Below are 23294 nucleotides of genomic sequence, written 5' to 3'. Positions count from 1 at the left end.
ATGCTGGAAACGATTCGTAAAAACGGCGTCACGCTGGCAATATTCGCGGCGATCACCACAGGCTTTACGGCGGTAGTGAACACCGTAACCAAACCGACGGTGGAACATCAAACCCAGTTGCAGCAAAAAAATCTGTTGGATCAGGTGGTTCCTACCGAGCTTTATGACAACAACATTCAGAAAGAGTGTTACGTTGTCACTAATCCTGCATTGGGTAATAGTGATCCGCATCATCTCTTTCTGGCGCGTAAAGGCGATCAACCGGTTGCCGCCGCACTTGAGACCACCGCACCAGATGGTTATTCTGGCGCGATTCAAATGCTGGTTGGGGCTGATTTCAAAGGCAAGGTGCTGGGCGTTCGCGTGGTTGAACATCATGAAACCCCGGGCCTCGGCGATAAAATCGAACTGCGCATTTCCGACTGGATCAACAGTTTTAACGGTAAAGTGGTACATGGCGCCAATGATACGGCCTTCGCAGTGAAAAAAGATGGTGGTGAGTTTGACCAGTTTACGGGTGCCACCATCACGCCGCGTGCGGTGGTGAATGCCACTAAACGCGCCGCGCTGTTAATTGAAACCCTTCCTGGGGAACTCTCTTCGTTACCCGAGTGTGGAGACGCAAATGAGTGAAGCTAAAAATCTGCTGGTTGGCGGGTTATGGAAAAATAACTCGGCGTTGGTGCAGCTGCTGGGCCTCTGCCCGCTGCTGGCGGTGACTGCAACCGCCACCAATGCATTAGGTCTGGGCCTGGCGACCACGTTGGTGTTGACGCTGACCAACAGCTTTATCTCCGCCTCGCGCCGCTGGGTGCCTTCGGAAATCCGTATTCCCATCTACGTAATGATTATCGCCTCGGTAGTGAGCTGCGTGCAGATGCTGATCAACGCCTACGCCTACGGTTTGTATCAATCATTGGGCATCTTTATCCCGCTGATTGTGACCAACTGTATTGTGGTGGGCCGTGCGGAAGCGGTCGCCTCGAAAAGCAGCATTCCCCTCTCCGCGCTCGACGGTTTCGCTATTGGTATGGGTGCGACCTGTGCGATGGTGGTGCTAGGATCGATTCGTGAAATCATCGGCAGCGGCACGCTGTTTAACGGTGCCGATCAGCTGCTCGGCCCGTGGGCCAAAGTGCTGCGTATTGAGGTGGTGCATTTCGATTCACCGATGCTGTTAGCCATGCTGCCACCGGGCGCGTTTATCGGCCTCGGCATGATGCTGGCAGGTAAATATCTGATCGATCAGAAGATGAAACAGCGTGCAGCACGTCGCGCTGAAGCGGCTGCAGAGACTGAACTGTCAGGCAATACCGGGAAAGCCGTGTGAATCAAGCAAAACGCGTCGAGATCCTGAGCCGTTTGCAGGCCAACAATCCGCACCCTACCACCGAACTCAATTTTGCTTCGTCATTTGAGTTGCTGATTGCGGTGTTGCTGTCAGCGCAGGCCACGGATGTCAGCGTCAACAAGGCCACCGCTAAACTCTATCCGGTGGCGAATACCCCGGCCGCGATGCTGGCGCTGGGCGTTGATGGCGTAAAGGAGTACATCAAAACTATCGGTCTGTTTAACAGCAAAGCAGAAAATGTGATCAAAACCTGCCGCATCCTGCTGGAACAGCACGGCGGTGAGGTGCCAGAAGATCGCGCGGCGCTGGAAGCGTTACCGGGCGTAGGCCGAAAAACGGCTAACGTGGTGCTGAATACCGCCTTTGGCTGGCCGACGATTGCGGTTGATACGCATATTTTTCGCGTCTGTAATCGCACTAACTTTGCGCCGGGCAAGAACGTTGAACAGGTAGAAGAGAAGCTATTGAAAGTGGTGCCAAAGAACTTCAAGGTTGATTGTCATCACTGGCTGATTCTCCATGGTCGCTACACCTGTGTGGCACGCAAGCCACGCTGCGGTTCATGCCTGATCGAAGATCTGTGCGAGTACGCTGAAAAAGTTGAATAAGCGTGCGCCACGCCTAATAAATACCGCCTGATAGCGCATGCACCTGCTGTTTGCGCACAGCGAATTGATTCAGCGGCTCCGCCAACCCTAAATGCTCACGCAGCGTTTCGCCTTCATATTCCGTACGATATATGCCCCGCGCCTGTAGCAGCGGAATCACCTGATCGACAAAATCGTCGAACGCAGTCGGCGTGCCGCCTCGGACACGCCCTGAATGATGGCGCCTAAACGAAGCTGGCGTTGTGTCTGACTCATACTCTCTCCTTTAAATTTGCGGCTGCCAGTCCGGTAGCACCGGCAGCGCCTGTAACAGTTTTTGCGTCCACGGATGTTGCGGTGCAGTAAAGACCTGATGCATTTCGCCGCTTTCGACAATGTGACCGTTTTGCATCACCAACACGCGATCGCAAAGGTGCTGAATGACGCCCAGATCGTGGGAGATAAACAGCAGCGCCGTGCCGTGCTCGGCCTGCATATCGGCCAGTAAATCAAGCACCTGCGCCTGCACCGAGACATCCAGCGCACTCACCGGCTCATCCGCCACCAGTAACGCCGGATTTGGCGCAAAAGCCCGCGCGATGGCGACGCGTTGTCGCTGGCCGCCCGAAAGTTGCTGCGGGTAGCGGTTCATAAAGCGATCACCTAACTGTACTTCATCCAGCAGTTGCCTCACCCGTTGACGCCGCGCATCACCATTAATACCGACGCTGTCGAGGCTTTCACCGATGATCTTTTCCACGCTGTAGCGCGGATCAAAGGAGCTGAACGGATCCTGAGCAATCAGCTGTAAACGCGCGCGACGACTGCGCCGCATCTTTTCGCTCTGACGATCCCAGCGTTGTCCTTCAAGCAGCAGCGTGCCGCTGTCGGGTTCCGTCAATCCCAGCACCACTTTAACGAGCGACGTTTTTCCTGAGCCCGATTCGCCCACCACACCCAGCGTTTCGCCTGCATGAAGCTGAAAATGAATGTTGTTAAGCACCTGCCGTTCGCCGTAAGACTTATTGAGCCCGATCGCCTCCAGCAGCGGTTCAGCCGTGCGTTGGGGACGCGGCGGCAGCGATGTCGGTTGGGCTTCACTCAGCCGCAATCCACGCGTCGCGGGCGTCGGCACGGCGCGCAGCAAACGCTGTGTCCAGTGATGTTGCGGCTGACGCAGCAGCACGCGGCTGTAGCCCTGTTCAACCACTTCGCCATCGCGCAGCACCAATACGCGATCGGCCAACTCGGCGACCACCGCGAGATCGTGACTGATCAGCAGCAGCGCGTGACCATCCTCACGCCGCTGCGCCAGCAGTTGCAGAATTTGACGCTGTACGGTCATATCCAACGCGGTGGTGGGTTCATCCGCAATCAGCAAGGTTGGGCTTCCGGCCAGGGCCGTGGCAATCAGTGCGCGCTGTCGCTGACCGCCGGAGAGCTGGTGCGGATAGCGCGCCAGCCGGCTTTCGGCATCAGGCATTCCCGCTGACTTCAGCAGCGCCACGCTGCGCGCGTGCAAGGTGCTTTTATCGCCCTGACCCGCCGCCGTCAGGGCATCCGCCAACTGTTGCTCAATGCGCCGCAGCGGATCAAGCGACACCAGCGCATCCTGCAATACGTAGCCGATTCGCCGTCCACGTAGCGCACGCCACTGCGCCGGGCTAGCATTGAGCATGTCACACCCTTCAAGAACAAAGCGATCGGCGCTCAGCGTTGCACCTGGCGGTAACAGGCCAATCAAGCTGCGCGCCGTCAGAGTTTTTCCCGAACCGGATTCTCCTACCAGCGCCACCGATTCGCCCGGCCAGAGTTGCAGCGAAAGGTTTTTCACCACCTGCTGCGACCCGAAGCGGATAGAGAGATTTTGAATGTCGATCACGGGATGACTCATGCTTCCCCTCCTTCAAAACGCCCCTGCCAGTAACGTCCTAGCGTGTTAACCGCTACCACGGTTAGCGTGATAAATACGCCCGGCCACACAGCGATCCACCAGGCGTTGCGTAAGTAATTTCGCCCTTCTGCCAGCATTAACCCCCATTCCGCTGTGGGCGGCTGCGGTCCCATGCCGAGAAAGCTCAAGCCAGCGGTGCCAATGATCGCAGTACCTAATCCCAGCGTTGCCAGCGCGGGAACCTGCGCAATGGCGTGTGGCAGAATATGGCGGGTAATAAGAGTAAAACGTGACAAGCCGAATGTGCGCGCCTGCTCAACATAGCCCGAATGCATCACTGAGAAGGTTTGCGCCCGCACCACGCGGGCAAAACGCGGTATGGACGCCACGCCCAGTGCAATGATCAAGTTATTGGTGCCGGGACCGGTAAAGGCGATCAGCATCAGCGCCAGCAGCAGATCGGGAAAGGCGGAGATCACATCCACCGCACGACTCAGCATTTCATCTACCACGCCGCGCGCCAGCGCAGCCAGTAATCCCAACAGCGTACCCAACACTACCGCCAGCCCCATCGCCGCAATACTGATCAACATGGAGTAGCGGCTACCGTAGATCACGCGGGTCAGCAGATCGCGCCCGAGCTGATCGGTGCCCAGCCAGTGTTGTGCCGAAGGCGGCAATTGTGCGTTGACGGGATCGGCCAACAGCGGATCGCCAGAGCTCAACCAGCCAGGCGCAATAACCGCCAGCGCCACCAGCAACAGGCAGAACAGCGCACTCCAAATTGTCAGTGGAAATGCACCAGGTAAACGTTGTAATAGTGCAGTCATCGCTGCTCCTCCCCACGCAGACGTGGATCAATCCACAGCGCCAGAATGTCGACTAAGGTGCTCATTGCCACGTAAATCGCCGCCGAAAGGATCGCCACCGCCAGTACCACCGGCATGTCGCTCGCCAGCACCGCGTCAACCGTGAGTTTGCCGAGGCCGGGGCGACCAAACACCTGCTCAGTGATCACCGCGCCGCTGAGCAATCCGCCCACCAGCCAACCGGTGAGCGTGACGGCGGGCAGCGCCGCATGCCGCAACGCATGGCGCAGACGAAGCGTGGTTTCACCCACGCCCCAGGCGCGTAGTGTCAAGGTAAAGGGCGATTCCAGCGCCTTTTCCAACTCCCGGCGCAGCACCTGAGCAATCACTGCGCCCTGCGCCAGCCCCAATGACAAAGCCGGTAACACCAGTGAAGAGAGATGGCGATCACCCGCGACCGGGAACCAGCGCAGCGTGAAGCTGAAGAAAAACAGCAGCACAATGCCCATCCAGAAGGAGGGTGTTGAGGCCAGCAGCAGCTCCACCCCGTTGGCAATGCGCCGTCCCCAGCGACGATTCGCCGTCGCCACCGCAACAGTGACGGCAAACACCACGCTGACCAGCAACGCCGCCAGCGTGAGTTTCAGCGTCGGCCAGAGTTGAGATTGCATCAGCTGCGTGACATCCATATTGAGGATGTAAGAGCGTCCGAGATCGCCGTGCAGCACGCGCCAGATATAATGCAAATATTGCCACCACAGCGGCTCGTTAAGGCCCCATTCTGCACGGATCGCCGCCTCAATAGCGGGCGTGCGTATCTGCTCGCCAATCAGCAAACTCACGATGTCGCCCGGCGCCAGATGCACGCCGAGAAACGCCAGCGTTACCGCCGCCCACAGCACCAGCACGCCACCCAGCAGTCGCCCGGCAATACGACGTGCCAGCACATTGCGCCATCGCTTCACCGGCTTGATGCGCGGTTCGCGGCTAATGATGCTCTCAAGGCTCATGCTTTTTTCTCCCGAATTAATGATCGCTTAACCAGACGTCGTAGGCATTTTCTGGCATCTGCTTGAAGCTGCGGAAACCCACGCCATGCACATAGCGGGCGGCTGCAATCTGATCTTCCGGCTCATACAGCGGCACGGCGAGCGCCTGCTGCGGCAACGCATAGCGCTGCAACTCGCTGTAGAGCTGGCGACGCTGGGTGAGATCAGCCGTGTCGGCCGCCTGATCTAACCACGTGTTGATCTCTGGGCTGTTGACGCGGCTGTAGTTGATCGATCCCCCCGCTTTAACCGGACGATAGTGGTTTTCGATGTCGATGCCGTCCGTTTCGGTATTGGAGTTGGCAATTGAGCCAAATTTGCCGGTGTTACGCACCTCGGTATAGGTACCGGAGTCGACGTAACGCAGCTTCAGCTCAACACCCAGCCGCTGGCGCGCCTGCGCCTGAATCGCCTGTAACAGTACATCGCGTTGATCACGTACCGTCGCCTGCGCCTGAATCACTTCAATGCTCAGGCGCTCGCCATTTTTGCTGCGGAAACCTTGGCTGTCGCGAGTTTGCCAGCCCGCCTCATCCAGCAGTTTATTGGCCTCATCAGGCTGGTTGCCGTATTTGCCTTCCAAATCGTTGTTGTAGAGCGGATCGATAGGCGACGTAATGCCCCACGCGCGGGTGCGCTCGCCGCGGTACACCGACGTGAGAATCGGATCGATATCCAACCCTTGCAGCAGCGCCTGACGCACTTTAACGTCTTGCGTTGCGCCGTATTCAACGTTCAGAAACAGCGAATAAGGCGTGCCGGTATTCAGCGCATGCTGATAGCTAAAATCCTCATTTTCTTTGAACTCACCGGCATCGTTACCCGAAATGCCTTCAATGACGTCAACCTGACCTGAAAGCAACGCACCGGTTCGTACCGATGATTCCGGGAGAAAGCGATAGGTGATGCGATCTAAATAAGCTGGCCCTTGATGTTTTGCCGTGGCGGGTGCCCAGTTGTAGTTCGGGTTTTTCACGAAAGTTACCTGCTGCCCTTTCTCGTAGCTTTCGAGAATGAACGGCCCGGTGCCCGCAATCTCTTTGCCACCCGATTTCAGCTGGGTTGAATGCCAGCTGCCTGGCGACAAAATCTCCAGCGACGCAGCAAAAGAGAGAAACGGCGAATAGGCTTGTTTCAGGGTGATCACCAGCGTCTGCTCGTCAGGCGTTTCAATGCTGGCGATGCGATTACCCATCGCGCAGAGGCTTGAACCGGCGCAGTAAGCGGCATCTTGCGTATGGCGAAAGTTCTCCGCAACCGCGTTGGCATTGAGCTTTTCGCCAGTGGAAAAGGTGACATCGCGGCGCAAGGTAAAGCGGTAGGATTTTCCATCTTCACTGACTTCAAAACGCTCCGCCAACCAAGGCACAAAGCGGCCATCCGGCTGGCGAGCCAGCAGTGATTCCCATACCGAACGCAGTACCACTTCGGCTTTTGACTGGCCATTTAGCTGCGGGTTAAAGGGGCTTGGTTCGGTTTCCACGCCCCAGGTAAGCGAGCCGCCTTGTTTGGGCTGTTCCGCGGCGTGAAGAGATAAAGAGGTTCCCAGCAGGCAGGTTAAGCCCAGCGCGATGCGCAAAGAATTCGCGTTCATATAATCCTTGTATAATGCAGGTTTATTATTCGCCCTGTTTTTCGCAATATCAGGCGTGTTGACTATTTTTACTGACGGCTGGCGTAAGCGTGGAATTAAGATCCTTTTTCAAGAAGACCAGCGCTTCACCTAATGGATTGGTGCGATGATGGAAAGGTTGATAACCGCGTTTCTGATAAAGTTCGCTGAGCCAGGGATGTTTAACCGCTGTCGCCAAATAAACGCCAGGTGCTTTTAAAGTCTCCCTCAGTAAATTATTTTCCGCCCAGGTTAATATTTCTCGGCCATAACCCTGGCCTTTAAAATCGGGGTCCACGGCAAACCAGTGAATAAAAGGCAGATCGGCAGGGGCATTGTGATCCTGCGTCCAGGGAAAGCGCACAGTGACCGTTGCCAGCGCCCGTCCCCCTTTGCGCAGCACCAGCACCGTCTCACGCTGGATAGTGGCGCGCACCTGCTCAAGGGTGCCCTGACTGATGGTGAAATGGATATTCAGCGGCAGCAAATCCGCATACGCGCGCTGGAGCAACGCAAATATCTCTTCTGCATCTTCAGGTTTTGCCGTCTGAATAAATTGACTCATTTTGCCGTTTCCTTGGGTTGATCACGCAGCGATTATTAAAATTCGCAGGAAGAAATGTAAACCTAGAAATATGACAATGGATTTGAGAAATATGGGATATTCAGTTTCGCTTAGGGTTCAGCATCACTATTTAAACCTTATGGTGAAAACCAATGAATAATTTCAGCTAAGGTTGTTTTAAATATGAAAAAACGGCCTGGAGAGCCATTATCCGGGCCGCAATGCATTGGCAGCGATTAATGCGAGTCTGGTCGCGCGGCTAACTCCAGGCTGCTGCGGAAATCGTGACCTTGATAATCCTCATCCAGCAAACCGCGCTTACGCAGTTCCGGCAGCAAGCCGTTCAGCAGGCGATCCTGTTGATCAGGCTGTCCCAAACCATGCAGCGAAATCACGTCCAGCACGCCCGCCTGATAACGCGCCTGAATGGCATCCGCCAGCGATTCAGGTGTTCCGGCGACAAACCAGTGTCCGGTCTCTTCCGCTTTGATAATCAGTTCCCGCAGCGTTAAGCCTTGCAGAGCAAATTCACGGAAGATCGACGCGCGTCCTTGTCGCCGGTTTACCTGCGCCAGATCGGGAATGAGAAAACTCGGCAGCGGTTGATCCAACGGCAGAGTGTTGAGTTCAATCTCCCCGCCGAGCATGTCAGCCAGCCGCAGGCGACCTTGCTGATAATCGATACGTTCATGCTTTTCACGCAGGCGCCGTGCCACATCTGCGTCGCTGTCACCAATGATTGAGTGAAAGGAGTTCATGATCAACGGCAGATTTTGTTCGCGCCCAAAGCGCCGCGCACGCGCTTGCACATCACTGACAAAACGTTTCGCGGCACTCAGCGTGGGCTGCGAGGTGTAGATCACTTCAGCATAACGCGCACCCAGCGTGACGCCCGCGTCTGACTGACCCGCCTGAAACTGTACCGGACGCCCTTGTGGTGGTGGCGGCACATTCAGCGGTCCCGCCACCTGGAAGTAATCGCCGCGATGGTTGATGGCATGCAGACGCGCGGGATCGATGCGAATGCTGCCGCTGTCGCTACGCTGTACCGCGTCGCGGTCATTCGCGTCAAACAGCGCATTAAAGACATCAATAAATTCGGTGGCGCGCGCGTAACGCTCTTGCGGTGAGGGCAGCGGTGTATCGCCGAAATTTTCTTCACCCACTGAAGACGTTACCGCGTTCCAGCCTGCGCGCCCGGCGCTGACGTGATCGAGCGTGCCAATCAGCCGCGCCAGCGTGTAAGGATGTTGCCAACTGGTGCTGACAGTGGCAATCAAGCCAATCTGTGAGGTCGCCTGGCTAAGCGCGGCCAGCACGATTAACGGATCCTGACTGCCGGTGGTTCCTGCCAACCCTGCGGGATCGGCTTGCAGCAGATCGGCGGTGAACAGACCGGTGATTTTTTCCCGCTCGGCAATTTTTGCCAACGCGACGGCACGCGCGATGCCTTTTCCCGGCGCGTCGTCATTGGCGGCAGCGACCACGTTCGCGGCACCCACCAGGGTTTTTAGTTTTCTACGCGTCATAAGATTCTCCTTTAAGCGTGCCCGCGGGCAAAATGGGCTTTTACCTGCTGCAGGCGCTCCGGTTCGGTGAGTAAACGTAATCCGCTGCGTGCCAGTACGCGCGCACCGGTGATCAACGCCTGGTAGCCCTGTTCGGAATTAGCGGCTTCTCGGAACGGCACGGTATGAAAGATCAGGTCATCGGGGCCAATCTTGAGAAAGGGGTGCGCTGTCGGCACCGCGTGGCTGATATCGCCCGCATCGGTAGAGACTTTGCCCTGCTGTGGCGAAAGATCGACGGTTTCACCCGCCGCCGTCAGCTCTTCATGCAGCAAGGCGTCCAGCGCGCTGTTGCGTTTGAAATCACGAGGGCCCACCTGATGATCAATCTCGACACGCGTGCCGGTTGCCAGCGCCACCCCTTCTGCAATGGCACGCAGACGCGGCTCCAGTGACTCCACCACTTCACGGCTGTCGGCGCGAATGTAGTAATGCGCTGCCGCATAGTCAGGAATGACATTCGGCGCCTGTCCGCCATGGGTGATGATGCCGTGTACCCGCACGCCATCCGGCAGTTGCTGACGTAATACGCTGATGCCGTTGTAGAGCAGCACCAGCGCATCCAGTGCGTTAATCCCTAGATGCGGCGCACTGCCTGCATGAGAAGGTTTGCCATGAAAGTGGAAATAGAGATGGTTATTCGCCAGCGTTTCTTCAGTCAGCCGCGTTTTACCCGCCGGGTGCATAATCAGCGCGACATCGACATCATTGAGCAAGCCCGCCGCCACAAAGCGCGCTTTCACATTGCCTTTCGGGCCGCCTTTTCCTCCTTTGCCCCCCTCTTCTGCTGGTGTGCCCAGCACCACCACGCGACCGCCGGTTTCATCAAGCACCTGTGAAAGTGCAATCGCTGCCGCCACGCTGGTGACGCCAATGATGTTGTGTCCGCAGGCATGTCCAATCCCGACCAGCGCGTCGTATTCAGCCAGAAACGCGATGGTCGGGCCTGGTTTTTGGCTCTGTTTCACGGCAAAGAAGGCCGTTTCATGACCCGCGACGTGCCGCGTGACCGTGAACTGCTGCTCACTGAGCAATCGGGTTAACTCACCGCTGGCAAAGTATTCGTCATTGCCGGTTTCAGGCTGCTGGTGAATGGTTTTAGCCAGCGCGATATAGCGGGCAGCATGCCGTTCAAGGTTGCTTTCAAGGTTCAGACGTAATGCGCTATCACTCATCTCCATGCTCTCTTTTCGTCATCGATGGCGATTAATCTAAGCTTGTTGCTCTCGATTGTTTAAAAAGAAAAAGTGCTATCTAAAGTGGGAAACAGGGCATAAGCGCTTAACCATTACAGTTTGTCGGGTTGTTACGATGATGCTGATGATGGAAAATTGCCCGCCTCAACCATAAGAAAATGTTATGACGCACTCAGTGAAAAAATAAGTGAACAAGACAATGGACGAACAGCCCAAAAGTTGGCTACGCAGAACGCGTATTTTTTTGTCACGTCTCTGGCCGCATCCGCTGGCCGTGGGGAAAAAACAGATTTTCTTAGCCAGCCTAGGCGCAGGAATTGGCTTGGTTTTGACCAGCCTGCTGAGTCACTGGATGTTGGGTGAGTTGAACCTGTGGTTTGTGGCGCCAGTGGGTGCCTCTGCGGTGCTGCTGTTTGGTGTTCCCGCCAGCCCACTGGCACAGCCCTGGTCGGTGGTGGGTGGCAACGCGCTTTCTGCGTTTGCGGGCGTAACCGTCAGCTTATTGATTCCAAATCCTGCACTTGCCTGTGGCGTGGCCGCCTGCCTCGCCATTGTCTTGATGTTTCAACTGCGCTGTTTGCATCCACCCGGCGGCGCGGTAGCGCTCACTGCCGTGATTGGCGGTCCTGCGGTACAGCATCTCGGTTATCAGTTTGTATTAACGCCCGTGCTGCTCAACTCTGCGACGCTGGCGCTGTTGGCGATTATTTTTAATAATTTATCGGGCCGCCGCTATCCTCATCCACTGGCCCCAGAAGAGGTGAAGCCGCAGCCGCTGTCATTGCCGATACCGCTGACGCGCACCGATCTGCATGAAGCTTTGCAAAGTGGTGAGCTGCTGGATATTGATGAAGATGACTTGCAGGCGCTGTTACAGCGTGCTGAGCAGATTGCCGAACGCCGCCTGCTTAATAGCTGAATCACCTCAAACGCGTCATGTGTACAACTTCACTGCTTATCGATGCCGCACCTGTCACGACGCAGACCCGTTCTGATAAAAAAACAGGTAAGTTGATCTACCCCACAGTTTTATCACAGACATCGCACCGGTAAAATTGTAACACCCTGATAACAAAGCAGCCCAGGCCGAACGCCCAGTTTGGCTTGGGCCGATGCCTATAGAGCCTGTTTTTTCAGCCACCTACACTGCTCTCTCTAATTTCGTCGTCAATGAGGAAGAGAGATGGATACCGCTGTATCAACTCAGCACGATGCCTTGATCGCCTCCGCCATCAAAAAATTCTTTACCCGAATTATCCCGATGTTGGCGGTAATGCTGATCATCAATCAAATCGACCGCTCCAATATCGGCTTTATCAAAGCTGAACTGCAAACGGACGCCGGAATCAGCGCCGCTGCCTTTGGCTTGGGCGCGGGCCTGTTCTTTATCGGTTATGCGCTGTTCGAAGTGCCCAGCAATATCATGATGAAACGCTTCGGTGCGCGAGTCTGGCTGACACGCATCATGATTACCTGGGGACTGGTGGTGGTGCTGACCGGCTTTGTCACGTCGCCGGTGCAGTTTTACGCGTTGCGTTTTTTACTCGGCGTGGCAGAAGCGGGCTTTTTTCCTGGCGTGCTGTTCTATTTTCGTCAATGGGTGCCCAACGCCTGGCGTGGACGCGCGACGGCCATGGTGCTGAGCGCCACCGCTGGGGCATTTCTGTTCTCGGGGCCGCTGACCGGTTCCATCCTGATGATGCATGACATGTTGGGCATTGCCGGTTGGAAATGGGTGATGTTCCTGGAAGGCGGCGGCTCGATTCTGGTCGGGATCGTTGCGGCAGGCGTGCTGGTTTCAAAACCCATGGATGCACGCTGGCTGAGTGAGGAGGAGAAACGCGCGCTGGCTCAACAGCTTCATAACGAAGATGTTGAGCGTGACCAACTCAACCGTGAGCCAGGCAAGATGTCGCTGTTGCGCAATCGCAGCCTGCTGTTTTTCTGCGTGATCTTTTTCACCATGACCATGACCGGCTATACGTTGGTGTTCTGGCTACCACAGATTATTCAGCGTATTCAGGGCTTCAGTAGCTTTGGCATTGGTCTGCTGACCGCCGTTCCCTGGCTCTGCGCGATTATCGCCATCAACCTGTTGAGTGGTTTTTCCGATCGCCATCGCAATAAGCTGGATAAAGCGCTGGGAATGGCCATGTTGGTCGCGGCCTGCGGCACTTTTATGGCGACGTTGGGTTCACCCTGGTTTGGTTTCGTTGCCATGATCGTGGCGTGTATCGGGTCAAAAGTCAGTGCCACTTTCTTCTGGCCAATGCCGCAAGGTGAGCTTCCTGCTTCTATTGTCGCGCCCGGCATTGCGCTGGTGAACTCGATAGGTAATCTCGGCGGCTTTTTCGCCCCAACCGTTTTTGGCTATCTCGAAATGAAAACCGGTTCAACAACCGGCGGCCTGTATGCGCTGACCAGCGTGTCAATTATCACCGGTTTGTGGTTGTTGCTGCGCCGTAAACCTTCCCCGCCTTCCCCTCAACTGGAGAAAGATCATGTCAGACAGTCCAGTCATTAAAAGCATGCGCGTCATTCCGGTCGCCGGATACGACAGTATGTTGCTGAATATCGGCGGCGCGCATAACTGTTATTTCACCCGCATTCTGGTGATGTTGACGGATTCAGCAGGACGCACCGGCGTGGGGGAAAGTCCTTGTCACGCCTCAACGCTGGCATTACTGGAACGCTTTAGGTCACAGATTGAAGGCAGCGATCTGTTGCGCCTCAATGCGACCATCGGCACGCTGTTTGCCAGTGATGCGCGGGTACAGCAAAGTGCGCACACTGATGAGATTCATATTCCCCAGATGAATCCCGAAAAGTTTTACAATGCTGCTGCTGCGATAGAAGCCGCGCTACTTGACCTGTTGGGTCAACATCTCAATTTACCGGTTGCCGATCTGCTGGCCAGCGGTAAGCAGCGCGATCGCATTCCGGTACTGGGTTATCTCTTCTATATTGCTGACCGCAAACTGACCACAATGAATTATCAAACCGGCGATCAGCAGGGAGATGAGTGGTTTTGGTTGCGTCATCAGGCCGCAATGAGCAGCGAGGCCGTCGTCAGGTTGGCTGAAGCGGCGACCGAACGTTACGGATTCTGCGATTTCAAACTCAAAGGTGGCGTACATCACGCTGAACAGGAAGTGGAAACGGTTGAAGCGCTGTTAGCACGTTTTCCGCAGGCGCGCGTGACGGTCGACCCTAACGCCAGCTGGTCTCTGGATGAGGCCATTCGATTCGGTAAACAGCTTGCCGGACGCATTCCTTATCTGGAAGACCCTTGTGGTGCCGAGCAGGGTTATTCGGGACGTGAAACGCTGGCGGAGTTCAAGCGCGCCACCGGCGTACGCGTTGCCACCAATATGATCGCCAACGACTGGCGTCAGTTGCAACATGCCTTGCAGCTTAATGCGATTGATATCCCGCTGGCCGATCCGCATTTCTGGACGATGCGTAATGCTCATACGGTGGCGCAACTGTGCAATGAATGGGGCTTGATTACCGGCTGTCACTCCAATAATCATTTTGACGTTTCGCTGGCAATGGTGGCGCATTTAGGGGCTGCTGCACCGGGCGATCGCATTACGGCCTTTGATACACACTGGATTTGGCAGGATGGTCAACAGCTTACTCATGAAGCGCCTCAGATTCGCAATGGGCATCTGGAATTGCCGCCTGGACCAGGACTTGGCATTACGCTCAATATGCAGCGCGTGGAAGAAGCCCATGCGCTTTATCAATCACTGCCAGATAAGAACCGCAACGATGCGCTGGGCATGCAGTTTCTGATCGATAACTGGACGTTTAATGCCAAACGCCCTGCACTTTTGCGTGGCTGAACTCGCTTCATTGGATAGGTAAACCATAAGCCTGTGAGATTTCACAGGCTATTTCTGGCTTAACGTTGCGCCAGTGCAGCCTGCATCCAGGCCATCACCAACGGAGAATCTTTTTCCTGCAACGCAGCACGCTCCGACTGAAACAGCGTTGCCACAAAGAATGGATGATCGATCAGTTCAATGCCGCGCACATCACCCGCTAAATCCCAGGAAGTAATACGCAGATTATGGTCCGCCAGCGCCGCGCTGAATTCTGGGTTTACGCCAAAATTGCAGTGATAACCCTCTTCGCTTTTCAACGCGCCATACGCTTTAGCGATACGCGAGTCAGCTGTAAAGATCACTTCACCGCGCTGTTCTACCAGCGAGCAGCTTAATGGCGCAATGACCATTCTGCCGCCTTGATCCGTTTCAGCATGGTTTGCATCCTGCCAGCCCAGCACATTGCGGGCATATTCAATTATCGCGTACTGAAAACCGCCGCATGACCCCAGGAAGGGTTTGTGGTTTTCGCGTAACCAGCGAAGTGTGGCGAATACGCCTGGATCATTTTTATAGGGGCTTCCTGGCACCACCCAAACTGCATCGCTCTGCTTGATCACGTCCAGATCACCGAGCGTTTCGGTGGGTATCCAGTTTGCTTCAACAGCGATGTTCAACTGGGCGGCAGCGCGATCAATGGCGAGCGGAATAGCCTGGTGGGCAACAGCGTTTGCACGGTAATCACCAACCAAAGATAAGCGTAAAGCAGAAGACATGATGAGATCCTTCAGGGGGAAATGACGAGGTTAGCGGAGTGTTAAGTTGTTGTCGAGAATGGCGTTGATGCGTGACATCAATGTGTTCAGTCGGAGATAAGGCGATGCGTAAAGCCGCCGTAAATACCGCCTTGTAGACTCGTCCGCCGCATCCTTGTGGTGGACGCTTTACGGCACAGCCCTTATCTCCTCCTTGGTTTAGAAGGCACCTGCTTTTGCAACAGAAGCGATAATGAGCCTACGAATGAAAAGTGAACGTTAAGAAAACGTGCGTTACGCCAGGTCAATACAGGAATGGGCGTTCACCCGACACGTTTCGCTTTATGGCCTCACAAGAGGACACTTAACCGGGTTATTTTTCGCTTATTAAAACGATAAGGGCGAAAAATTTTGGCGCGCAAATTTCAGCCACGCAAACGTTTACTTCTTTTTCTTCCTGAATTAAATCATCTATTTGTGCGCAAGATCGTCATTCGCTCACTTATGCGTCAATCCCGCGCGTTGAGCGTACGCAATTTAGCCAAAAAGACCCTATAAGCCCTATTTGCTCGGCAATTATGCTGCATAAATAACCTTGAGCAACGTATATAACCAGATAACACGCCAACAGCAGCTAATGCTATTTTTATCATCTCACCACCTCGCGCCCATGCTTTTTATACTGGTATAATTCATCTACTCGAAATTTAAATCCGATTAAGGGTTTTTTATAAGGATTTTAACCCTACCTTAACAAGGTATTACAGTGGTTAGAAAATTCTTGCCCTGCTGAGCTTAATCAGACAAATTAGGCGCCGCCTTTCCCTTCTAATAACAATCTTGCGCATGAAATGTTCACATGACGCAGACTTAATTCCTGTCACGAAGCAGGGTATGAAAAAACTGAGGTACTCGTGTCAACTGCAAACAAACACACTGATGAGGCTGTCAGCCTTAACGCGTTTAAACAGCCAAAGGCGTTCTACTTAATCTTCTCAATCGAGTTGTGGGAACGTTTCGGTTTTTACGGCCTGCAGGCCATCATGGCGGTCTATCTGGTAAAACAACTGGGTATGTCCGAATCCGATTCCATCACTCTGTTCTCCTCTTTCAGCGCACTGGTTTACGGCCTGGTGGCGATTGGCGGCTGGCTGGGCGATAAAGTGCTAGGCACCAAACGCGTGATCGTTTTAGGTGTCATGGTGTTGGCGCTGGGTTATGCGCTGGTGGCGTTTTCTGGCCACAACGTGAGCATCGTTTATATCGGTATGGCGACGATCGCCGTCGGTAGCGGTCTGTTCAAAGCGAACCCCTCTTCACTGCTTTCGACCTGCTACCAGAAGGATGATCCGCGTATTGATGGTGCTTTCACCATGTTCTATATGTCGATCAACATCGGTTCGCTGTTCTCGATGATGCTGACACCGTGGCTGGCAGCGAAATATGGCTATAACGTGGCGTTCTCGCTGTCGGTTATCGGCCTGGTGATTACCCTGTTCAACTTCCTGTTCTGCAAACGTATGGTGAAAGATTACGGTTCTAAACCGGACTTCGCCCCGCTGAACATCGGGAAACTGTTGATGACGTTAGTCGGTGTGGTGCTGCTGGTTGCACTGGCCAACTGGATGCTGCATCACCAGTCGATTGCGCGTTTAGTGCTGGCGGTCATCGCTTTGGGTATCGTGCTGGTCTTCGCTAAAGAAGCGTTTTCTCTGCACGGTCTCGCGCGTCGTAAAATGATCGTGGCCTTTCTGCTGATGGTTGAAGCGATTGTGTTCTTTGTGCTGTACATGCAGATGCCAACGTCACTGAACTTCTTTGCTATCCGCAACGTTGAACACAGCATTCTCGGCATTACCTTTGCCCCCGAGCAGTTCCAGGCGCTGAACCCGTTCTGGATTATGCTGGCCAGCCCGATTCTGGCTGCGGTTTACAACAAACTGGGCGATAAACTGCCCATGCCGCATAAATTTGCGATTGGTATGGTGCTGTGTTCCGCTGCATTCCTGGTGCTGCCGGTCGGTGCGAAGTTTGCCAGTGATGCCGGTATTGTCTCGGTAAACTGGTTGATTCTGAGCTACGGATTGCAAAGTATCGGTGAGCTGATGATTTCGGGCCTGGGCCTGGCGATGGTGGCACAGCTGGTGCCGCAGCGCTTGATGGGATTCATCATGGGTTCATGGTTCCTGACCACCGCAGGTGCCGCCGTTATCGCCGGTAAAGTGGCGAATTTGATGGCAGTGCCAGAGAACGTAACCGATCCGCTGATCTCGCTCGTGACTTACAGCAAGGTATTCCAGGAAATTGGTATTGCTACCGCGGTCATCGCGCTGCTGATGCTGATTACTGCGCCATTGCTGAACCGTATGACGCAAGATCCACAGCAAAAAATGCAGAAAGCCGAAGCGTAAGACTTCAGTTTTCACTCAGCCGGGCTATGCCCGGCTTTTTTGTTTTTGTCCTACGGGTAATTCCCTGATCCTCATCACTGGCAATTCCGCGTTGACGATTTATTATGCAAAGATCCCATCGCAACCTGGAGTCAACATGATGAAACTCTATTGCAAGGCAGGTGCCTGCTCGCTCTCACCGCACATCGTAATGCGTGAATGCGGGCACGACTTTACGCAGGTGAATGTCGATTTGGCGAAGAAAATAACCGAGCGCAGTGAAGATTACTGGCAGATCAACCCTAAAGGACAGGTTCCCGCGCTGGAGCTTAATGATGGCACGGTGCTGACGGAAGGCGTGGCGATTGTGCAGTATCTGGCTGATTTGAAGCCCGATCGCCATCTTCTGGCCCCCGTTGGCAGCCTGACACGCTATCACACTCTGGAATGGCTAAGCTTCATTAGCAGCGAACTGCACAAGCGATTTAGCCCGTTATTCAGCTCGACGACACCCGAAGAGTATAAAGCGCTGCTACGCGCGCAGCTGGAGAATAAATTCAGTTACGTCGATGACGCGTTGCGGGAGAAGCAGTGGCTAATGGGGCTGCGTTTTAGCGTGGCAGACGCTTATCTGTTTGTCGTCACGCGATGGGCCCATGCGATTAAATTAGACTTGTCTCACCTGGATGCACTGGAAAGCTGGTTTAGTCGCGTGAAGGAACGTCCAGCGGTACAGGCGGCGCTGAAGGCGGAAGGGTTAGAGTAGAGACAAGGGCCGACAAGTCGGCCCTTTTGCGTTATAACTTCTCGGCAGCAAAGTGCTGCGTAGGTTGCGCAATCGCATCCTGCGCGGCGACCAGTTGCAGTTCATACTCGCCCATTTCATGGGTTTTCAGCATCACTTCATATACCGCTGCCGTGACGTGCTCTAGTGCATCTTGCAGTGACTTGCCGTGCAGCAAATCGACCAGCAACAGGCCGCTGGTTAAATCACCGACGCCAACCGGTTGGCGAACACCAAAATCCACCAGCGGGCGGCTGATGTGCCAGGCTTCATCGGCAGTAACCAGCAGCATTTCAAAGCGATCGCTACGACGTCCGGCACGCGCCAAATGTTTAATCAGCACCACTTTCGGCCCTTGGGTAATCAGCTGACGTGCTGCGTCCACGGCGGTTTCCACGCTGGTGACAGTGCGCTCGCTGAGCATTTCCAGCTCAAGCAAGTTCGGCGCAATGATATCGCTGGCGGGTAAAGCCATCTTGCAGTGAAATTCCGCCACGCCAGGCGCAACGATGCAGCCTTTTTCAGGATGTCCCATGACGGGATCGCAGAAATACCATGCATCCGGGTTGGCCGCTTTCACCTGACGCACGATCTCAAGGATCTGCTCGCCCTGCTCGGCTGAACCGAGATATCCGCTCAATACCGCATTGCAGGTTTTGAGGCGATCGATATCCGCAATGCCTTTAACGATATCCGTCAAGTGCGTCGCCGGCATTACCGTGCCGGTCCAGTGACCGTATTGCGTATGGTTGGAGAATTGAACCGTGTTTAATGGCCAAACGTTTGCGCCCATGCGGCGCATCGGAAATTCCGCTGCCGCATTCCCGGCATGACCAAAAACAACGTGTGACTGGATTGCGAGAATATTTTTCATTTTACCCTGTACTGCCCTTGCCATAAAAAAGGGCCGAAAGTCGGCCCTGAAAGCTTACTGCCAGTTGATCAGGCAGTAATGTTTTTTACCGCGACGCAGCAGTGTGTAGCGGTTAAACAGTTTGTCAGTATCACTGAAGCGATATTCGGCGTCAGACTGTTTTTCACCGTTGAGTGCCACGGCATTGGAACCAATCATGGTACGAGCCTGGCCGCGTGATGGCACCAGCTCCGCTTTCACCAGCGCCTGTTGCAGATCGTCCTCAGCGCCCAGCGAAATGGTTGGCATGCCATCCTGCGCCAGCTGCTCGAAATCTGCCTCAGTCATGTCGTTGACCGAGCCAGAGAAGAGGCTCGCGGTGATGCGTTTAGCGGCGGCTAAGCCCTCTTCACCGTGTACCAGACGCGTGACCTGTTCAGCCAACACATATTGCGCACGCGGCGCGGTACCACTGTTTTTGTCCTCTTCTTCCAGCGCATTGATTTCGTCGATGCTTAAGAAGGTGAAGAATTTCAGGAAACGATAGACGTCAGAGTCTGCGGTGTTGATCCAGAACTGATAGAACTTGTATGGGCTGGTTTTCTTGGCATCGAGCCAGACCGCGCCGCCTTCAGTTTTACCAAATTTGGTGCCATCCGATTTGGTGATCAGGGGAACGGTTAAACCAAACACCTGGTTTTGATGCAGACGACGCGTTAAATCGATACCCGAAGTGATATTGCCCCACTGATCGGAACCGCCGATCTGCAAAGAAACGCCGTGCAGTTCGTTCAGGCAGGCAAAATCGTAGCCCTGCAACAGGTTGTAAGAGAATTCGGTGAACGAGATACCTTGATCGTCACGGTTCAAACGCTGCTTCACCGCTTCTTTATTGATCATCTGGTTCACAGAGAAGTGTTTACCGATGTCACGCAGGAAAGTCAGCACGTTCATGCTGCCAAACCAGTCGTAATTGTTGGCCGCGATGGCACTGTTACTGCCGCAATCAAAGTCGAGGAACGGCGCGACTTGCTTACGAATTTTCTCAACCCATTCACCTACGGTGTCGCTGGTATTGAGTTTACGCTCTGCGGCTTTAAAGCTCGGATCGCCAATCAGGCCGGTAGCACCACCGACCAGCGCAACCGGCTTATGTCCGGCATCCTGAAAACGCTTCAGGCAGAGCAGCGGTACCAGATGGCCCAAGTGCAAGCTGTCAGCAGTGGGGTCAAAGCCGCAATAGAGCGAAATTGGCCCTTGCGCCAGTTTCTCTACTAACGCGTCTTCATCCGTCACCTGGGCGATCAAGCCCCTCTCCTGCAATTGTTGTATCAGGTTACTGCTGGTCATCACTGACTCCAAATTGATCAGACTGCACCTAGGCTGGTACACAGCTTTCCGCTGAGTTGCGGAATCAAAAAAAACGAGGGCTATAGCATAAAGCGCTGGCGACTTCTGTGCCAGCGTTGAAAGGCGAGAAAGGTACAGTTTTAAGGCGCGAGTCGGTCGATTTTCCAGCCATCGCTTTCACGTTGATAGATGAAGCGATCGTGAAGACGATGTTCACCGCCCTGCCAGAACTCAACGGTATGAAATTTCACCCGATATCCGCCCCAAAAACTCGGTAAGGGCACTTCCCCTTGCTGGAATTTTTGCTTGAGCTCAAGGAATTTTCCTTCCAACACGCCACGCGCAGAGATGCGGCTCGACTGTTTCGACACCCATGCACCAATTTGGCTGTCTCGCGGCCGGCTATGGAAGTATTTCAGCACCTCGAGCGGTGACAGTTTTTCGACTTCACCCAGCACCATTACCTGGCGCTCAAGAAAGTGCCACGGAAAATGCAGCGCAATGCGCGGATTGTTGGCTAACTGCAGCGCTTTACGGCTGCCAAGATTGGTATAGAAAACCATGCCTTGTGCATCGTAATGTTTGAGCAACACGATGCGTTGGTAAGGTTGTCCATTTTCATCCACCGTCGCGACAGTCATGGCGGTAGGATCGGGCAACTGGGCTTCGCAGGCTTGCTTCAGCCAGTTTTCGAACAGAACCAGCGGATCGTCGGGCAGATCCTTACGGCGTAATCCGCCGCGGGTGTACTCGCGACGCAGATGGGAAATAGTTTGAAAAGATGCGCTGTCGCTCATGATGATGACTCTTTCAAATTAATTGGCAGGTTGCAGCTCACAATCGTTGACGACAATCTTATCATTACGCTCGATAAATGCGCCGTTGCCCTTTGACCAGAAAACATAATTATCGTCGCTGTAACGCGTGCCAGAGGCGGACTGAGTCTGCTTCAACGTGAGCGGCTTGCCATCCATAATAAAGCTGACTTGCTGTTGCGCATTATCCAGCGTGACAGTCAGTGGCAGCGTTCCGCAACGATAATGCAGCGTTTTTGGCTGCTCGGGCTGCGTGTGCATCAAACTGCACCCAGACAAAACCAGCACAGCGCCAACGGTCAATCCTTTCAACATGGTGGGATCTCCTGAGCAAATGGTGACAACATTATAAGAAGGAATGAATGTTAAGTAAGTCAGAATCCACACTAATCACCGTCGGAGTGAGGTAACGAAACGTTACTCGCGCTGTTTTAGGCTCATGCGATGGGGCATGACTGTTGCCGTGGCTTTACAGGCGGAGGTGCTCATCGCCTCAAATGAGTGAATAAAGGCCCCGCCAAACTGTCAGTACCTCCCAGCAACGCCTGTTCATTTTGCGCATTCCCCGCATACACTTTCCTGCCTGAATATGTTTGAATTCGCCCTAACATTTTTAGGCATATGGTTATGATGAGTTACATTAAGGATTTAACGAATTTCATTGAGGGCAATGCGTTTCTTTCCGCCACCTTCAGCATTATTTTATTAATTTTGACAGGTATGATTGCGCACCTGATCTGTAAATTCTTTGTGGTTAAAGTGGTGAGAAAAGTCTTTTTTAGCAGCCATAAAAAAGATGTCCCCCTCGATAAAGATGTCAGAATTTCAGAGAAACTCTCGAATTTTATCCCTGTCATTACCGTCTATTATTTTCTGCAATTTATGCCGGAACTTCCCGAGCATTTACTTATTGCTATCAAAACCATTTGCGGCATTTTGTTCTTTATTTATCTTTCGCTGTTTTTTACCGAAGTGCTGGAGATCGTTAATAACTCCTATTCGAAAAAGTCGAAACGCAAAAATCACTCGATTAAGGGCTACATCCAGATAGGAAAAATACTGGTTCATATCCTCTCCGCGATCATGATTCTGGCGATTATGTCTAATAAGTCGCCAGCGATTATTATTTCCAGTTTGGGTGCTGTGGCCGCCGTCTTGATGCTGATCTTTCAGCACACTTTGCTGTCACTGGTGGCAAATATTCAGGTTTCCTCCAATGATGTGCTGCAGCTCGGTGACTGGATTGAAATGCCTGAAAACAGTATCAGCGGCGAAGTGATTGATATCGCCCTGCACACCATCACCATACGTAACTGGGACAATACGATTTCCCGCATTCCGACTAAAAACTTTTTGACGGAAATCTATACCAACTGGCAGGCGATGTTCTCCTCCGGCGCGCGGCGCATCATGCGAAGCTTCTATTTGGATCAGCGATCGGTGACTTTCGTGAATCAGGAGATGCTTCAATCGATGAGCCAAATACGTGCGGTCAGTGAGCCGCTTTCGGTGCTGCTTGATGGTCGTGATATCACGGCCGTTGGCGACCGCTGGTTTTTGGAAAATGGCATTACCAACCTCACTGTTTTCCGCAAATATCTCACCGCCTATCTTTCTCAACGTGATGATATTAATAAAGAGATGTATATCGTGGTGCGTGCGTTAAAGCCTTCACCCGATGGTTTACCGATCGAAGTTTACTGCTTCACCTCCTCCACCTTGTGGATCGATTACGAGAATACGCAAGCAGAGATATTCGAATACATCTATGCCATTGTCGGCTACTTCGATTTGCGGCTCTATCAGCACCCGGCAGGCACTGATTTCTCACGCCTCTCACAGCAGGCTCCGGCAATCAATGCGCGTGATAACCACGTTTGATACAG

21 protein-coding genes and 1 pseudogene are annotated in these 23294 nt (G+C 53.9%); 9 read left to right on the top strand and 13 right to left on the bottom strand.

Annotation, left to right across the window (positions count from 1 at the left end; genetic code table 11):
- Genes rsxG through nth form a run of 3 tightly spaced genes read left to right on the top strand, consistent with a single transcriptional unit; the run spans position 1 to position 1959 of the window.
- The gene (rsxG, locus tag SC127_RS20905) at positions 1–633 is read left to right on the top strand and encodes an electron transport complex subunit RsxG (protein ID WP_243078022.1); all 633 of its coding nucleotides are present in this window, start codon (positions 1–3) and stop codon (positions 631–633) included.
- Entirely contained in the window at positions 626–1330 is a 705-nt protein-coding gene (locus SC127_RS20900) for an electron transport complex subunit E (protein ID WP_332627878.1), read from the top strand. Before rsxG ends, SC127_RS20900 begins: the two co-directional genes overlap by 8 nt.
- Positions 1327–1959: an endonuclease III gene (nth, locus tag SC127_RS20895; RefSeq protein ID WP_243078024.1), complete on the top strand. Its 633-nt coding sequence runs from the start codon at positions 1327–1329 to the stop codon at positions 1957–1959. The genes SC127_RS20900 and nth overlap by 4 nt, the downstream gene beginning before the upstream one ends.
- A 13-nt stretch (positions 1960–1972) precedes the next feature.
- Here the strand turns inward: nth and SC127_RS20890 are convergent.
- The 8 genes and pseudogenes from SC127_RS20890 to SC127_RS20855 form a co-directional block, all read right to left on the bottom strand.
- Positions 1973–2164: pseudogene (locus SC127_RS20890) on the bottom strand (hypothetical protein); the annotation flags it as partial.
- A 60-nt stretch (positions 2165–2224) separates the two neighbouring features.
- Positions 2225–3832 (bottom strand): ABC transporter ATP-binding protein, encoded by a 1608-nt coding sequence (locus SC127_RS20885; protein ID WP_332627877.1) that lies wholly within the window; start codon positions 3830–3832, stop codon positions 2225–2227.
- Entirely contained in the window at positions 3829–4662 is an 834-nt protein-coding gene (locus SC127_RS20880; protein ID WP_215846896.1) for an ABC transporter permease, read from the bottom strand. The genes SC127_RS20885 and SC127_RS20880 overlap by 4 nt, the downstream gene beginning before the upstream one ends.
- Positions 4659–5651 carry an ABC transporter permease gene (locus tag SC127_RS20875; RefSeq protein ID WP_215846897.1) on the bottom strand — a complete coding sequence of 331 codons (993 nt, stop codon included), beginning with the start codon at positions 5649–5651 and terminating at the stop codon, positions 4659–4661. The genes SC127_RS20880 and SC127_RS20875 overlap by 4 nt, the downstream gene beginning before the upstream one ends.
- Positions 5652–5667: 16 nt before the next feature.
- Positions 5668–7284, bottom strand: a complete 1617-nt coding sequence (locus SC127_RS20870) for an ABC transporter substrate-binding protein (protein WP_332627874.1) — start codon at positions 7282–7284, stop codon at positions 5668–5670.
- Positions 7285–7333: 49 nt separating this feature from the next.
- On the bottom strand, positions 7334–7867 hold the full coding sequence (locus SC127_RS20865) for a GNAT family N-acetyltransferase (protein WP_332627872.1): 534 nt from the start codon (positions 7865–7867) through the stop codon (positions 7334–7336).
- A 236-nt stretch (positions 7868–8103) separates the two neighbouring features.
- Positions 8104–9396, bottom strand: a complete 1293-nt coding sequence (locus SC127_RS20860) for an NtaA/DmoA family FMN-dependent monooxygenase (RefSeq protein ID WP_332627870.1) — start codon at positions 9394–9396, stop codon at positions 8104–8106.
- 11 nt (positions 9397–9407) lie between these two features.
- On the bottom strand, positions 9408–10610 hold the full coding sequence (locus tag SC127_RS20855) for a M20 family metallopeptidase (RefSeq protein ID WP_332627868.1): 1203 nt from the start codon (positions 10608–10610) through the stop codon (positions 9408–9410).
- Between the two features lie 220 nt (positions 10611–10830).
- Here SC127_RS20855 and SC127_RS20850 point away from each other — a divergent pair, with 220 nt between their 5' ends.
- From SC127_RS20850 to SC127_RS20840, 3 genes are all read left to right on the top strand, one after another.
- Positions 10831–11550, top strand: coding sequence for an HPP family protein (locus SC127_RS20850; protein ID WP_243078030.1), 720 nt, complete (start codon positions 10831–10833; stop codon positions 11548–11550).
- Between the two features lie 264 nt (positions 11551–11814).
- Positions 11815–13155 (top strand): MFS transporter, encoded by a 1341-nt coding sequence (locus SC127_RS20845; RefSeq protein ID WP_332627865.1) that lies wholly within the window; start codon positions 11815–11817, stop codon positions 13153–13155.
- Complete coding sequence (locus tag SC127_RS20840) at positions 13133–14479, top strand: enolase C-terminal domain-like protein (protein WP_243078032.1); 1347 nt, start codon at positions 13133–13135, stop codon at positions 14477–14479. The genes SC127_RS20845 and SC127_RS20840 overlap by 23 nt, the downstream gene beginning before the upstream one ends.
- Before the next feature lie 59 nt (positions 14480–14538).
- On the opposite strand, the gene SC127_RS20835 is transcribed toward SC127_RS20840, so the two are convergent.
- Positions 14539–15237 carry a CTP synthase C-terminal region-related (seleno)protein gene (locus SC127_RS20835; RefSeq protein WP_332627863.1) on the bottom strand — a complete coding sequence of 233 codons (699 nt, stop codon included), beginning with the start codon at positions 15235–15237 and terminating at the stop codon, positions 14539–14541.
- Positions 15238–16130: 893 nt separating this feature from the next.
- On the opposite strand from SC127_RS20835, the gene dtpA reads away from it, so the two are divergent.
- Positions 16131–17627 carry a dipeptide/tripeptide permease DtpA gene (gene dtpA / locus SC127_RS20830; RefSeq protein WP_243078034.1) on the top strand — a complete coding sequence of 499 codons (1497 nt, stop codon included), beginning with the start codon at positions 16131–16133 and terminating at the stop codon, positions 17625–17627.
- 139 nt (positions 17628–17766) lie between these two features.
- Complete coding sequence (gene gstA / locus SC127_RS20825) at positions 17767–18372, top strand: glutathione transferase GstA (protein WP_215848285.1); 606 nt, start codon at positions 17767–17769, stop codon at positions 18370–18372.
- A 31-nt stretch (positions 18373–18403) separates the two neighbouring features.
- Here the strand turns inward: gstA and pdxY are convergent, their stop codons facing one another.
- From pdxY to SC127_RS20805, 4 genes are all read right to left on the bottom strand, one after another.
- Positions 18404–19264: a pyridoxal kinase PdxY gene (pdxY, locus tag SC127_RS20820; RefSeq protein ID WP_215846902.1), complete on the bottom strand. Its 861-nt coding sequence runs from the start codon at positions 19262–19264 to the stop codon at positions 18404–18406.
- A 54-nt stretch (positions 19265–19318) separates the two neighbouring features.
- Positions 19319–20593, bottom strand: coding sequence for a tyrosine--tRNA ligase (gene tyrS / locus SC127_RS20815; protein WP_215846903.1), 1275 nt, complete (start codon positions 20591–20593; stop codon positions 19319–19321).
- A 140-nt stretch (positions 20594–20733) separates the two neighbouring features.
- Positions 20734–21390, bottom strand: a complete 657-nt coding sequence (pdxH, locus tag SC127_RS20810) for a pyridoxamine 5'-phosphate oxidase (RefSeq protein WP_215846904.1) — start codon at positions 21388–21390, stop codon at positions 20734–20736.
- An 18-nt stretch (positions 21391–21408) separates the two neighbouring features.
- Positions 21409–21723: an MliC family protein gene (locus tag SC127_RS20805; protein WP_215846905.1), complete on the bottom strand. Its 315-nt coding sequence runs from the start codon at positions 21721–21723 to the stop codon at positions 21409–21411.
- Between the two features lie 315 nt (positions 21724–22038).
- On the opposite strand from SC127_RS20805, the gene SC127_RS20800 reads away from it, so the two are divergent.
- On the top strand, positions 22039–23289 hold the full coding sequence (locus SC127_RS20800) for a mechanosensitive ion channel family protein (RefSeq protein WP_332628261.1): 1251 nt from the start codon (positions 22039–22041) through the stop codon (positions 23287–23289).
- Positions 23290–23294: the final 5 nt, after the last annotated feature.

The sequence above is a fragment of the Pantoea sp. T14 genome, from assembly GCF_036663535.1.
Taxonomy (GTDB): domain Bacteria; phylum Pseudomonadota; class Gammaproteobacteria; order Enterobacterales; family Enterobacteriaceae; genus Pantoea; species Pantoea phytostimulans.
Note: the sequence above shows the minus strand (reverse complement) of the source record. Positions and strands in the feature narration are given on the sequence as shown.